The 14,506-nt window shown below is 58.1% G+C and carries 13 protein-coding genes; all 13 read right to left on the bottom strand.

What is annotated here, in order from left to right; translation table 11 throughout:
* Positions 1-196 precede the first annotated feature (196 nt).
* A complete protein-coding gene (locus QZ177_RS09365; protein WP_294177106.1) occupies positions 197-907 on the bottom strand; it encodes a hypothetical protein in 711 nt (236 codons plus the stop codon).
* Between the two features lie 26 nt (positions 908-933).
* Complete coding sequence (locus tag QZ177_RS09360) at positions 934-2,622, bottom strand: AAA family ATPase (RefSeq protein ID WP_294177104.1); 1,689 nt, start codon at positions 2,620-2,622, stop codon at positions 934-936.
* 289 nt (positions 2,623-2,911) lie between these two features.
* On the bottom strand, positions 2,912-3,541 hold the full coding sequence (locus QZ177_RS09355) for a hypothetical protein (RefSeq protein ID WP_294177101.1): 630 nt from the start codon (positions 3,539-3,541) through the stop codon (positions 2,912-2,914).
* A 188-nt stretch (positions 3,542-3,729) separates the two neighbouring features.
* On the bottom strand, positions 3,730-4,899 hold the full coding sequence (locus tag QZ177_RS09350; protein WP_294177098.1) for a cation diffusion facilitator family transporter: 1,170 nt from the start codon (positions 4,897-4,899) through the stop codon (positions 3,730-3,732).
* 6 nt (positions 4,900-4,905) lie between these two features.
* A complete protein-coding gene (locus QZ177_RS09345) occupies positions 4,906-6,303 on the bottom strand; it encodes an aminopeptidase (RefSeq protein WP_294177096.1) in 1,398 nt (465 codons plus the stop codon).
* Positions 6,304-6,323: 20 nt separating this feature from the next.
* Positions 6,324-7,280, bottom strand: a complete 957-nt coding sequence (gene dusB / locus QZ177_RS09340) for a tRNA dihydrouridine synthase DusB (RefSeq protein WP_294177093.1) — start codon at positions 7,278-7,280, stop codon at positions 6,324-6,326.
* Positions 7,277-8,047, bottom strand: coding sequence for a type III pantothenate kinase (locus QZ177_RS09335; RefSeq protein ID WP_009645673.1), 771 nt, complete (start codon positions 8,045-8,047; stop codon positions 7,277-7,279). Before QZ177_RS09335 ends, dusB begins: the two co-directional genes overlap by 4 nt.
* Before the next feature lie 61 nt (positions 8,048-8,108).
* Positions 8,109-9,089 (bottom strand): biotin--[acetyl-CoA-carboxylase] ligase, encoded by a 981-nt coding sequence (locus tag QZ177_RS09330; protein ID WP_294177091.1) that lies wholly within the window; start codon positions 9,087-9,089, stop codon positions 8,109-8,111.
* Positions 9,090-9,169: 80 nt separating this feature from the next.
* Positions 9,170-11,161, bottom strand: a complete 1,992-nt coding sequence (gene ftsH, locus QZ177_RS09325; protein ID WP_294177090.1) for an ATP-dependent zinc metalloprotease FtsH — start codon at positions 11,159-11,161, stop codon at positions 9,170-9,172.
* A 220-nt stretch (positions 11,162-11,381) separates the two neighbouring features.
* Positions 11,382-11,921 (bottom strand): hypoxanthine phosphoribosyltransferase, encoded by a 540-nt coding sequence (hpt, locus tag QZ177_RS09320; RefSeq protein ID WP_294177088.1) that lies wholly within the window; start codon positions 11,919-11,921, stop codon positions 11,382-11,384.
* Positions 11,887-13,389: a tRNA lysidine(34) synthetase TilS gene (tilS, locus tag QZ177_RS09315; RefSeq protein ID WP_294177086.1), complete on the bottom strand. Its 1,503-nt coding sequence runs from the start codon at positions 13,387-13,389 to the stop codon at positions 11,887-11,889. The genes hpt and tilS overlap by 35 nt, the downstream gene beginning before the upstream one ends.
* 113 nt (positions 13,390-13,502) lie before the next feature.
* Complete coding sequence (locus QZ177_RS09310; protein WP_009645720.1) at positions 13,503-13,958, bottom strand: S1 domain-containing RNA-binding protein; 456 nt, start codon at positions 13,956-13,958, stop codon at positions 13,503-13,505.
* A 197-nt stretch (positions 13,959-14,155) separates the two neighbouring features.
* Positions 14,156-14,452, bottom strand: coding sequence for a septum formation initiator family protein (locus QZ177_RS09305; protein WP_009645704.1), 297 nt, complete (start codon positions 14,450-14,452; stop codon positions 14,156-14,158).
* Positions 14,453-14,506: the final 54 nt, after the last annotated feature.

Below are 14,506 nucleotides of genomic sequence, written 5' to 3'. Positions count from 1 at the left end.
AGATCCATGAATTCAGCAAACGACGAAAACCCTCCCCGTCTGCTGCGCTCCGCAACGATTTCTTCCGCCTCTTTCCGATTGATTCTAGGCAAAAGCAGAAAGGCATCTCGATCTGCTTGATTCACATCTAATTCCAAGACGATCGCCTCCGTTCCATAGCTCCAAGGCTTTCGACGACCTTTCGTCGCCATTGCTTCTAAAGGGAAATGGTCAATACGATCGAGTTGTCCTCAAGGATTTCTTCATCCTCGATATTCAGCCGCCGATCTTCCAGTTTCTTCTTCACAGCCAGATATGTCCTCTCCTGAACAGCGCCTTGATAGCCCTCATCCAATTTCCGCAGGGTGTCGTAGACTTCCCGCGCATCCTTCTTCCCGTCGAAGGTCATCTCATACGGTGTTTCAGGCGATGCCTGCTTGAAGCTCATGCGGATGCCATCGATCGCACAGGAAACTTCCCTTTCATTTACTCTCGTCGGCTGGGCGCCATATTTCTGCAGCACGCCCATGAGGAGAGCGCCATCGGCATAGATCGTCGGAAGCGACTGTTCCACCTTGGGCTCGATCTTCTGTGTCTGCGGAGCGACATAAAGGATCTGCCGATTCGCTCTTCGCTGCAGCTCTTTGAAGAATTCCCGTATCTTATCTGTATCGTCGCTCTTGCTGAAATTCGCCTGCCATTTGTCTTCATGGTATTCCCAAAGAAACCACAGATCTTCATCTATATGCGTCTTGTACTGCTTCCCCCATGGCTCAGCATCAAACCCTGCCTGCTTCACCGTCTGCACCAAGTCTGCATCACTTTGGAAGTTTGTCGCAAAGCGCACCGTATTCGATTCTATCCATGCGTCAAACTTCTTCTCCCCCATGACGACCCGCATCGCCAACGCCACGGGTATTGCCAGCAAACAAATAGACATCTCTTCTCATCCCTTCAAATATCGATCGTTCTGCCGCCGCGCTGCTCGAACACTTCTTTCTTCTTCGCCTTTTCCTTCTTCCTGATCGCAATGCTGTCATCGTCCTCCCGCACATAGTCCTGACGATCTTCCGGCGCAGTGGCGGCGACAGCGCGCACATTCGCCCATTCGCGAATCGAAGATATCTGCTCCGCCTGCGTCACGACCAGCGGAACGGTATTGTCGATCGCCTTGTCAAAATCCTCCATGCGTATCGGTCGATCCTCGCAAAAAGCCTCGAAAAGTCCATTGATCACGATGTTCTCGATTTCCGCCCCGACAAAACCCTCCGTCTTCGCTGCCAGATGGAGCAAGCTCTCTTCCGACCATTCGAAGTCTCCCCTGACTTCCTCGCTCTGTAAACGGTTCTTCAAATGCACCTTGAAGATGGCTTCTCTCTCCGACAGCGTCGGCAGATCCACAAAAAAGATCTCATCAAAACGCCCCTTGCGCAGCATCTCCGAGGGCAGCGCATGGATATTGTTGGCTGTGGCGACGACGAAGACGGACTCCTTCTTTTCCTGCATCCAGGTCAGGAAAGTTCCGAAGACGCGCGTCGATGTCCCGCTGTCGTTGGAAGCGCCTACACCGCTGAACCCTTTCTCGATTTCGTCGATCCACAGGATGCTCGGCGCCGTCGCCTCTGCCGTTTTGATGGCATGGCGCATGTTTTCCTCGCTGCTGCCCACGATGCCGCTGAAGATCTTTCCGACATCCATGCGCAGGAGCGGCAGTTTCCATATAGCGCTGATCGCCTTCGCCGTAAGGCTCTTGCCGCAGCCTGGAACCCCTGTGATGAGGATGCCCTTGGGAGCGGGAAGGTGGTATGCCGCCGCCCTCCCTTGCCATGACTTATTGCGCTTAATCAGCCATTTCTTGAGGTTTCCGAGACCTCCCACGTCGTCGAGATTCAAACTGCTTTTGACGAATTCCAAGACGCCTGTCTTCTTGATGATCTGCCGTTTCTCCTCGACGATGATATCCCTACTGTTTTCATCAAGGCAGCCCCGCTCCACAATCGCACGCGCAAAAGCATTTTCGGCTTCCTGAAGCGTCAATCCCTGTGCAGCTTTCGCCAATTCCTCGATGCTTCCCTCATTGAGATTGAACCGGATCTTCGTATTGCTCATGTTGTCCCGGATGATCCGCTGCAGGCTCTTCTCTATATCCCGGTAATCCGGCAGGTCGAAATCCACGATCGTAATATCTTTTTGCAGTTCATTCGGCAGCATGAGACGCGGCGCCAGCAGGATGACGTTCTTCGGCACGATGCCTCCTTTGAGGATATTGACCGTATCCCTGGTCTTGCGAATGACCTTGGCTTCGGGCTTGCGCTGATCGAAATATACATGGAAATCCAGCAGAACGAGCAAAGCAGGCTTGTCATACTTCTGAATGAACGCCAATGCCTTGAGAGGGTCACTCGTATCCGCCTCGCTCTTGCCTCCTGCTGCAATATCGATTTCGTTCTCTATCTTCTCGATTCCGGTAGTGATGCGCCAGACAAAAAGTGTGCGCTCCGTCTTGATGAATTCCACATCTCTCACCAGACGATACAGCGTCTTCAGTGCACGCTCCTCTTCCCATGTCGTTATATAGAGCATCGGGAAACGCGCTCTGCACAGATTCGCTATGTGCTTTTCCACAGAAATATGTTGCTCCATCTACCATCCACCTCCAGACGCAAGTCTCATCCCGATCGGCCGACGCTCTCCCCTCTTGTCGAAGGGGCTGGCCGCGCTTGATGCTGCTTCCCGTCTTTCACCCTTCTTAGTGAAAAACTAATCATTCCAACTCATACATTAAATATAGTATCATGATTGTCCCCTCTCTCGCAAGACATTTATGACAGACCGTGCGCAGACCTTCCATCCGTTCCTTCCACGACATACAGATGCAAAAAGATAACCGCCCGGTCTCAACCAAGCGGTTATCTTTATCAGTTTCACGAGATCACTGATGCAGAGAGGCATACGACCAGTCATCGACGCCGAGTCTGCGGATGGAGATTCTCATGCCGGCAGTCGTCGGATGCAGAGACAGTGCGAAGTATTTCTCCGTACCGTGGTCGTTGATCTTGAAGATGCTGTCGAAGTGGTTTCCTACACCATAGAAACTCAGGAACGTCATCGGATAGGTGTTGAACGTCCCATTGCGGAAAAAGGCGACGAGGTTATTGTCAGCGTCGTACCAATGACCATCAAGGTAATCATAGGCGCTGTCGGGCACTTGGAACCATTCCTTGTGGACGTTGACGCCGTTCAAGTGTACCGTCGGGCGGAAGAACGGGTTGTTCTTCTCCTTGTCGTTTGCCGCCGCATTGGAATATTCGACGGGCACGTTGCGGAAGCCGTTCGGTTCCTGCACCTGCACGGCCGCAGCAAAATTGCCGGGGCTGCCCGCCATCGTGATCATATCCATGCGGAAGGTATTGAGCCTGCCGTCGCGCACGATGGCAAAGAGATTACCGTTGTCGTCGTACCAGTTCCCCTCAAGGAGATCCAACTCGGAATATGCGTGCGCCTGCGGCGTCGCCAAGAAGAGCGAACACGCGAAAAGCGCAGCAGCAAGGAATTTTTTCATGTTTTCTGCCTCCTGATTTCAAAATTATTGCCTACATCAAGTATTTTTATTCTTCATCAAGGCTTAAACTCCTGCTTCTTTGCCTAAACTACCCAAATTTTAAGGAAACGATGATAAGACGAAACCGCCCAGATTCGTGAAGATGGACGGCTGAATTTATCAGCGGTTCCTGAAGGAAGGAACTTTGTTCAACAGAAGAAGCGGTCGACGCGAATCACAGGATGATAGATTGGATGACGTTCCTCAATTTCCCGTGTAAGGAAGAAACGCACATCTTCGTTCGTCATCTTGCATGCAGGAGCAACTTCAACGTCAAAGATGAGTTTCTTGCCGCCGCCCTTTGCCGTCGTCATGCGAAAGTCATGGATGGATTCACCCAACTTGTTCTCGCGCATGATGGCCTCCACCTCTGCACGCGCACGCTCAACCTCAGGATCGTCCGTGACGACAGGATCCATGTGGACGGTCACGATGATGTGATACTTCCTGCGCAGAAGTTCTTCGACTCCGTCGATGATCTCGTGCGCTTTGAGGAAGTCCATCGAAGCAGGCACCTCGGCATGCACCGAAGCGAAGATGCGCCCTGGGCCGTAGTCGTGGATGATGATGTCATGCACGCCCGTGATCGCGCGGTGCTTGAGCACCGTCTTCTCGATTCCCTCGACGAGCGCGGGATCGGGCGGCTGTCCGAGAAGCGGCTGCAGCGTGTCGCGCGCTGCCTCCCAGCCACTGTGCAGAATAAAGAGCGCGACGAGGACGCCCGCCCAGCCGTCGATGTCGATTCCCGTCGCATAATGGAACGCGAGGCTGGCGACGACGACGACGGTCGCGATGCAGTCGTTCAGACTGTCCGCCGCCGCCGCACGGATCGCCGCTGAATCGATGCGCTCGCCGATCGTCTTGTTGAAGCGGCCGAGCCAGAGCTGCAGCGCGATGGACGCCGTGAGGATCACGAGCATCGAAACGCTCACCTCGGGCGGTTCGGGCGCGAGGATCTTCTCTACGGAAGCTTCCAATAGCTTAAAGCCGATCAGAAGGATCAGCCCCGCGATACAGAGGCCTGTAATGTACTCGATCCTGCCGTGCCCAAAGGGGTGCTCGGCATCCGCCGGCTTCGCCGCGAGACGAAATCCTAGAAGCGTCGCAATGGACGCCGCTGCATCGGCGAGGTTGTGCACGGCGTCGGCGACGACGGAGACGGCACCACTCATGAGACCGAGCGCAAGTTTGATGGCACTGAGGAGGAAATTGACTGCTATGCCGACGCGGCCGCTCAGATTCCCGTAGGCAAAGCGCACCTCGGGCAATGCCGTCTTGTCATGGTTCTTGACGAAACGGCGGAAAAGAACTTCGTACATGCCGCTTTATGCCTCCGCGAGAAACGCGGCGTACCCTTTCTTCACTTCGTAGACGTCAACCTTGCTCGTGACTTCCCACGGCGCATGCATTGAGAGCACCGCGACGCCGCTGTCGATGACCTGCATGCCGTAGAGCGCCATGATGTAGGCGATCGTGCCGCCGCCGCCGAGATCGACCTTGCCGAGTTCGGCGGACTGGTAGCGCACGCCGCGCGCATCGAGCATGGCGCGAAGTTCGCCCAGATATTCGGCATTCGCGTCGTTCGAGCCGGACTTGCCGCGCGAACCCGTAAACTTATTGAAGACCATGCCGCGCCCGAGGTAGGCGACGTTGCGCTTGTCGAAGGCCTCGGCGTAGAGCGCGTCATAGCCCGAGGAAACGTCGGACGAGAGCATCTTGGACGAGGCGAGCGCACGGCGCACGGCAAGTTCCGAATATTGGCCGAGCGCATTCATGAGTTCGGCGAGCATGTTCTCGAAGAAGTGCGAGCGCATGCCCGTCGCACCGACGCTGCCGATCTCCTCCTTGTCGACGAGCAGGCAGCACGCCGTGCGCTTCGAGGGCTTCGTCTCAAGCATGGCAGCGAGCGATGTATAGGAGCACACGCGGTCGTCCTGCCCGTAGCCGAGGATCATGCTGCGGTCGAAGCCCATCTCGCGAGCCGCACCTGCGGGTACGAAGGAAAGCTCCGCTGACAGGAAGTCTTCTTCTTCGATGCCGTACTTTTCCTGCAGCAGATGAAGCACGTTCTTCTGCACAGCCTCCTTTTCCTCGCCCGCAAGCGGCAGCGTGCCGACGAGCACATCGAGCTTCTCGCCTTCGACGACCTTGTCCGCCGACTTCTTGAGCTGCTCCTGCGACAGGTGCACGAGAAGATCGGTCACGCAGAAGGTCGGCTCGGAAGCCTCTTCGCCGATGACGATATCCTGCACCGTGCCGTCCTTCTTGGCGACGACGCCATGCAGCGCGAGGGGAACCGTGACCCACTGATACTTCTTGATGCCGCCGTAATAATGCGTATCAAGGTAGGCGAGACCACCGTCCTCATAGAGCGGATTCTGCTTGACGTCGAGGCGGCACGTGTCGATGTGTGCACCGAGAATCGCCAGGCCGTTTTCCAGCGGCTCCGTGCCTACATGAAAGAGCGCGATCGCTTTCTTCATGTAGGCGCAGTAAACCTTCGCGCCGGGTGCGATCTTCCTTCCGGAACGCACGATTTCTTCAAGATCTTCGTAGCCTGCCGCCTGCGCCTGTCGGATGATCTCGCGCACGCTCTCGCGCTCCGTCTTGCACTTCGTCAAAAACTCGATGTAGCCTTTGGAAAGCGCCTCTAGTTCCTTTTTCTCAGCTTCGGAGTACGCACTCCAAGGCAGTTCCTTCTTCTTGTCCTTCGTTTCTGCCATAATATCACCTTTCTATAGCCTTATGCCAAATTTTCCAAGATCGCGGCGAAATCCGCTCTCGTTTCCGCGCGATTGAAAAGCTCTCTGAGACGCGCACCGTTCTTCATGCCGCGCGTATACCACGTCGCATGCTTTCGCATCTCGCGCGGCCCGACGTAGTCGCCCTTCGTTTCGAGCAGCATGTCGAGGTGGCGCAGGATGAGCGCACGCCGCTCGGAGGCCGTCGGCGGCGCAGCAACCTCGCCCGTACGCAGGAAGCCCGCCATCTCACGAAAGAGCCACGGATTTCCCTGCGCGGCTCTGCCGACCATCACGCCGTCGGCATCCGTCGCCTCGAAGATGCGCACGAGATCGACGACGCTTCGGACATCGCCGTTCGCGATGACGGGAATGGCGACACGCTCCTTCACGGCGCGGATGATTGCCCAATCCGCCTCGCCGCTGTAGAACTGCTCGCGCGTCCTGCCGTGCACGGCGATGGCGTCAACGCCCGCCGCTTCGGCGCGCGCGGCAATCTCCACCGCGTTGACGTGCGCCGCGTCCCAGCCCTTTCGAATCTTCACCGTCACGGGCAGATTGACGGCATGCTTCAATGCCTTCAAGATGCGCTCGGCACGCACAGGATCGAGGAGCAGCGCCGATCCCTCGCCGTTCTTGACGATCTTCGGCGCGGGACAGCCCATGTTGAAGTCGATGACGTCGGCGACGCCGAGGCTCTCGACATAGGCGGCAGCACGCGCCACAGCTTCCGGCTCATTGCCGAAAAGCTGCATGGCCAGAGGTCGCTCACGCGGATCGGTCTGAAGCATCTTGAGCGTGCGCTCGTTTCGGTAGTTGATGCCATTCGTGCTGACCATCTCCGTGTAGACGAGCGGGCAGCCCATCTCGTGAACGAGGATGCGGTACGCCATGTCCGTCACACCCGCCATCGGTGCGAGAAAGACGGGTACGGGAAAATCGAGCCTGCCGAGCCTCATTCGGCGTTCCTCTCATAGAGGACGCGAAGTCCCGTGAGCGTCAGGAAATGATCGATCTTGTCGATCGTCTTCGATTCGCGCGAAACCATGCGTGCGTAGCCGCCCGTCGCGACGACCTTGATCTCGTCGTAGCCCATCTCCTTCTTCATGCGGCGCACGATCTCGTCGATCTGCCCGACGTAGCCGTAGATGATGCCAGCCTGCATACCGCTGACCGTGTTGCGGCTGATGATGCGCTTCGGCGTCACCAGCTCGATGCGCGGCAATCTCGCGGCGCGCTGGAAGAGCGCGTCCGCAGAACTCGACAGCCCCGGCGCGATGACGCCGCCGAGGAAGTCGCCGTTCGGCGCGACGACGTCGAAGGTTGTCGCCGTGCCGATGTCGATGACAATCAAGGGCCCGCCGTACTGCTCGAAAGCACCCGCGACGTTGACGATGCGGTCGGCGCCGATCTCGCGTGGATTCTCATAGGAAATGCGGAAGCCCGTCTTGATGCCCGGCCCCACGACGAGCGGATGGATGTGGAAGTAGCGCTCGCACATCTTGATCATCGGCACCATCAGAGGCGGCACGACGGACGATATGATGATCGACCTCACCTGCTCCATGCGGATGTTCTGATACGCGAAGAGGTTGTTGATGAGCATGCCATACTCGTCGCCCGTCTTCTGCCTGTCCGTCGAGATGCGCCAATGGCGCAGGAGCTTCTTCCCCTCGTAGGTGCCCATCACGATATTGCTGTTTCCTATGTCAAAAACAAGTAACATTCTCCATCCTCCCAGACTGCACTGCCCCTAGGCAGGCTAGAAAAGGCACATTTCCCATAATCTACGCCTTCTTCGGGCGAATCGACACGTCGCCCGCGAGCACGCGGCGCACACCGCCCTCCGTCTCAACGAGCAGCGCGCCCTCTTCGTCGATGTCGACCGCTCTGCCGTCGAAGCTGTCCTTGCCTATGGCGCCGATGACATGAACCTCCTGCCCGAGCGTCACGGCATACTCGCGCCAGCGCGCGATAATGGGCGCGAATCCGTCTTCTTCCAGCACGATGCAAAGCTCGTCGAGCGCTTCGAGAACTGCTTGGAAGAAGGCGACGCGCGGCAATCTCTCCCCCTTCATGATGGAAAGCGACGTCGCCTTGTCGCGCAGCTCCTCGGGGAACTCCTCCTCCTCAATATTGACATTGATGCCCGTGCCGATGACGATGTAATTGATGCGGTCGATCTCGGCGCTCATCTCCGTCAGGATGCCCGTGAGTTTCTTCCCCTCGTGCAGGATGTCGTTCGGCCACTTGATCTCTGCCTTGAGGTCAAAACGCTTCATCGCCATCGCCACAGCGACGGCGGCAAGAAGCGTGCACTTCGGCGCTTCCTGCGGCAGGATATGCGGGCGCAGGATCACCGAAAACCAGATCCCCTTTCCCGCAGGCGAGAAGTACGAACGCTCCAAGCGTCCGCGCCCCTTTCCCTGCGACTCTGCCACGACGACGGTGCCTGTCGCTGCGCCCTTTTGCGCGAGCTGCTTCGCCACTTGATTCGTCGAATCGATCTCTTCAAAAAAGACGATGTCCTTGGCGATGAAGCGTGTCCTAAGGCCGTTCTTGATTTCCCCAGGCAGCAGGCAGTCGGGCGTCTCCTCCAAGGCGTAGCCGCTTCTCGACCGACTCTTGATCCCATAGCCTGCCTCACGAAGCTCCTTGATGTGCTTCCAGACGGCGGTGCGCGAAACGCCGAGCCTCTTGGCGATCTCCTCGCCTGACATGTACTCTTCGCCCGCCTTGCGCAAAAGCTCTAAAATCCTGGAGCGCAAATTCATCCCTCCTGACGAAAAGGGCTGTTTCCTGGAAACAGCCCTCTGTCTTTGAAGCGCGGGAATCTTCCCGACTTCTCCTATCCGTCATGCCGCGTCACATTGAGTTTGGGCGCAACTTCCTTCACTTCCACTTCTTCCTCCGCCGCCTCTTCCACCGGCTTTCTAAGCTCGGCATCCGCAGGACGATGCAGCGGCTCGAGGATCACGCCGTCGTGATCGTCGGGTTCGTCCGCATCCGCGTCAGGCTTCTTGTCCTTTTCCGTAATTTTGCCCGTCTCGACGAGTTCCTCCAACTCTGAAGCTTCGAGCGTTTCACGCTCGATCAGAGCCTGTGCGATGAGGTCGAGCTTGTCGCGGTTGTCGATGATGATCTTGCGGCATGCCTCGTATGCCTCGTCAATGTAGCGGCGCACCTCCTTGTCGATCTCGCTCGCGACCTCTTCCGAGTAGTTCCTCTGATGATTGAGATCGCGTCCCAAGAACACCTGATGCTCGGCGCTCTCACCGTAGGAAATCGGCCCCAGGACATCACTCATGCCGTATTGCGTGATCATGCTGCGCACGATGCGCGATGCGTGTTGGATGTCCTGCGAAGCGCCCGTCGAGATCTCCTTCAAGACGACCTCTTCGGCAACGCGTCCGCCCATCGCGACCTTGAGCTTGTCCATGAGTTCCGAACGCGTCGCGTAGGAGCGATCTTCCTTGGGCAGCATCAGCGTGTAGCCGCCCGCCCTGCCGCGCGGAATGATCGTGACCTTGTGTACGGGATCAGCGTTCGGCAGGAGCATGCCGACGAGCGTATGACCGCCTTCGTGATACGCCGTCAGTTCCTTCTCCTTGTCCGTCATGACCTTAGAGCGGCGCTCAGGCCCCGCCATGACGCGCTCGATGGACTCTTCCAGCTCGTTCATGCCGATGCGCTTCTTGTCGCGCCGCGCTGTCAGAAGAGCCGCCTCGTTCACGAGGTTCGACAGATCCGCGCCCGTGAAGCCCGGCGTGCGCCGCGCGAGGATGTCGAGATCGACATCGCCCGTCAGAGGCTTGCCCTTCGAGTGAACCTTCAGGATCGCGAGCCTGCCGCGCACATCGGGCTTGTCGACGACGATCTGGCGGTCGAAGCGGCCGGGGCGCAGAAGCGCGGGATCAAGGATGTCGGGACGGTTCGTCGCCGCCATGATGATGATGCCTTCATTGGCCGCGAAGCCATCCATCTCGACGAGCAGCTGGTTGAGCGTCTGCTCGCGCTCGTCGTGACCGCCGCCGACGCCCGCGCCGCGCTGGCGGCCGACGGCGTCGATCTCGTCGATGAAGACGATGCACGGCGCGTTCTTCTTCGCCTGATCGAAGAGGTCGCGCACGCGCGAGGCGCCGACGCCGACGAACATCTCGACGAAGTCCGAGCCGCTGATCGTGAAGAACGGCACGCCTGCCTCGCCTGCGACGGCGCGTGCGAGCAGCGTCTTGCCCGTGCCCGGGGGGCCATAGAGCAGCACGCCCTTCGGGATGCGTGCACCGAGGTCGTTGAACTTCTTCGGATGCTTGAGGAATTCAACGACCTCCTCAAGCTCCTGCTTCGCCTCGTCTGCGCCCGCCACATCCTCGAACGTGACCTTCATCTTGTCACTCGCCGTCATGCGCGCACGGCTCTTGCCAAAAGACATCACGCGGCCGCCGCCGCCCTGCGTCTGCTGCATGATGAAGAACCAGACGCCGATCAAGAGAAGAATCGGCAGGATCGAAGAGAACATCGTCGACCACCACGGCGTTTCCGCCGGGCGCTCCGCCTTGATCTCGACGTTCTTCTCCTGCAGGGTCTTGAGGAAGTTCGTATCCTGATTCGGCGCATCGGGCGTGATCGTCAAAAACTCCGTGCCATCGGCGAGCGTGCCCTTGACGACGTTGTGCTCAAGCGTGACCTTCGCGACCTCGCCATTTTGCACCTGCTGCAGAAAATCCGAATAGTTGACCTCGTTCGTCACCACCTCGCGCGTCTGAAAATAGTCAATCGCGGAGATGGCGATCAAGATGATCAGCAGATAGAACACCACACTGCGAAAAAGTTTATTCAATCGGTCATCCTCCTGTTCCAAAACAATGCTTTAAGAAAAAGCCGGAAAGTCACGGCATTTCACCAAAATCCCCATATCATGTTTCAGCAAAAGGCGACGAAAGCGCCTTTTGACTCACACAACAAAAAACCTCTACAGCATTTCATTATAGCATTAAAACAGGTGTTATACAAACCCTTTCGCACGATATTCGAATATTTCACAGAAGGCGCATGCCGGCTCATTTGCTGTAGATTTCAGGCTTCAGGATGCCGAGGTACGGCAGGTTCCTGTACTTTTGATCGTAGTCAAGCCCATAGCCAACGAGGAAGGCGTCGGGCACTTCAGCACCGCAGTAGTCGACTTTCACATCGACCTTGCGCCGAGACGGCTTACTCAAAAGCGAGCAGAGCTTGACGCTCTTCGCCTTTCGATGGCGGAAGTTCTCCATCAGATAGTGCATGGAAAGTCCCGAATCCACAATATCCTCGATGAGCAGGATGTTGCGCCCCGCGACGCTCTTCGCGAGGTCGAGGAGAATCTGCACATCGCCCGTCGAACTCGTACCGCTTCCATAACTCGAAAGCTGCATGAAATCGAGCGTCACGGGCAAGTCGATGGCGCGCACGAGGTCGGCGTAGAAGAGCACGGCGCCCTTCAGAATGCCGACGGCGTAGATCTCCTCACCTGCATAATCGCGCGTGATCTCGCGCCCAAGCCGCTCCACCATCTCGGCGAGCTGCGCCTCATCGAAAAGAATCTTCTCCAAATCGTTGTGCATGATCGTATGCTCCTTCTTCAAAAATGGCACGAAGCCGTACCATCGATTCATCTTCCTTCACCAGTGCGGACGAAAAACGCCGCACGCCTACCGCCCAGACGACCTCCCCGTCGCAGACAACGAGCGGCACGCGATCGCGCGCGGTGCGCGGCACATGCTCGTCGATGAAGAAATCCTTGAGCTTCTTTTTGCCGCAAGGAAGGCGCACGCGGTCGCCCGCGCGGCGCGTGCGCACGACAGCTGCGGCAAGAACGCGAGACGGCAAATAGACTTCCGTGCGCCCGTCCGTCTGGGTGCGCTCACGGACAAAATCCGTGACGAGCGCGACGCCGAGCGCGGGCAGACGCGTCACGCCAGGCGCTCGAAGCGGCACGCCTCTCAAAAGTTCGCTCTCCGCCATGCCGTCCGCCGTCCTGCGCGTGGAAGCCGACCTGCCTCCTGCACCGCCTTTCTTATGGGCAGTACGAAGCTCATCGACAAAAAAGACGCCCCTTTTTCCATCGAGGAAAAAGCGCACGCGGCCGGGCAAGTCCCACGAGAGGCCGCCCCTTCCTTCCACCATCATGCGGCGCACTTGCTCGACCTGCCGCCAGCCCCAATCGTGCGACTCATCGACGAAGGTGTGCGCAGCAAGGCGCACGATGCGCCGCTGCAAGGCGAGCGGCTCGGCGCGAAACGCCGTGCGCGAAAGCGCAAGGCTCTCGTGCGCCGCGCCCGCTGCCCGCCCCTCGCTGCAGACGACGCGCGAAAATGCCGCTTGCGCCATCTCATCGAGCAGAGCGTCGTCCGCGCGGGCAGCTTCCGCGAGGCGCACGAGCGCCGCTCCCGCCGACGCGTTGACATGCGCGGCGAGGCGCGGCAGGATCTCCAGCCGCAGATAGTTGCGCTGCGCATCCGCCGCATCGTTCGTCGCGTCGTGGCGCACCTCGATGCCATGCGTCGCGCAGTAAGCGACAAGCTCCTCCTTCCTGCAGGCGAGCAGGGGACGCACGACATCGCCCGTGCGCGGCCTCATGCCCACGAGGCCGTGCAGCCCCGCGCCGCGCAGGATATGCTGCAGCACCGTCTCCGCCTGATCGTCTGCATGATGCGCGACAGCGATCACCTGAGCGCCTACATGCGCCTTTACACGACGCAAAAAAGCGTAGCGCAGTTCGCGTGCCGCCGTTTCCAGCGACATCCTGCGCTCTTTCGCATACTGCGGCACATCCGCCGCCTCCACGCTGCAGGCAACACCCTTCGTTCGGCAGAATGCAGCGACATAGTCCGCATCCTCGCGCGACGCCTCGCCGCGAATGCCGTGCTCGAAATGCGCGACATGCACGGAAAGCGCCAGCCGCTCCTGCAAATGCAGCAGCAGATCGAGCAGCGCCATCGAGTCTGCGCCACCCGAGACGGCGACCACGATGGAAGAGCCCTGCGCCAGAAGTCCATGCTCCTCGCAAAAAGCCAAGACCTTATTCAGCATGAGATTCTCCCATCTGCCGCCGTCCGGCAAGCTCTGTACTACTCTTCCCCAGTACGTCTCTCAAGACCATAAACAGGAAAAGCACTCCTTGTAAGAGTGCTTTTCTCATGTCGTCAATCCCTGCGTGAACCGCGGCCGCCGCGCTTGGAATCCGTCTTGCGGCGCAAGTCCGTCAGCCTTTCATCGCTGTCCTTGAGGAAGCGCGACAACTTGTCTTCAAAGGAGGCACTGCCCGGACCGAAACGCCCCTGCCGCCTAAAGTCCCCGCTCGCACCGCGGCGCGGCGGCATCGGACGGCGCGGAACTTCGCCGACCTTCTTCTCCATCGGTTTCTTTTCCTGCAGTTGCTTGATGGAAAGCCCGATCTTGCCGCGATCGTCGATCGTCAAGACCTTGACCTTCACCTTGTCCTTCTCCTTGAGGAAATCATGGACGTCCCGCACATACTCGTCAGCGACCTCAGAGATATGGACAAGACCGACCTTCCCCTCAGGCAGCTCGACGAACGCTCCAAAATTCGTAATGCCCGTCACAACACCCTCAACAATACTGCCTACTTCAATGGACAAATTATTTCCTCCTTAATTATACTGTGGGAATCGCCGACTGCGTCAGCACCCACCATCCCAGCGTCTTCTCCCGCGCTGAGCGTGCTTTCTTATTATACTCTTGCGCCTTTTGCGCTGTCAAGAAAATCCGCGCGTGAAATGAGAAAACAAAAAGAGACCGCTGCATGCGTCTCATCGACTCATGCGGCAGCCTCTTCTCACTTCTTCGCGATATACGGCAGCTCGCCCTCGTGCGTCATGCCTAGCTCTTCGCGTGCCGTCTTCTCGATGTAAACGGGATCGTCGAGCTTTGCCTTGAGGTCCTTAAGCTCTGCGTTCTCCCGCTGCGCTGTTTCCAGACGTTGCTGCGCCGCCGCGCAGTCGCGGTCAAGCTCGTTCAGGTGAATCTGCTGATCGATCATCGTGTAGGAGAAGTACCCGAGCACGCAAAGGATGACGACGACGAACCAGTCGAGTCGGTGTCCCCTGCGCTTGCTTTCCGTTACCATCTCCATCACGACCTTCCGTGCACATCGATGCGCTTCTCCTGCCCGTACAGCTGCACGGAG

It is taken from the genome of uncultured Selenomonas sp., from assembly GCA_905372355.1.
In the GTDB taxonomy this organism is placed as follows: Bacteria; Bacillota; Negativicutes; order Selenomonadales; family Selenomonadaceae; genus Selenomonas.
Note: the sequence above shows the minus strand (reverse complement) of the source record. Positions and strands in the feature narration are given on the sequence as shown.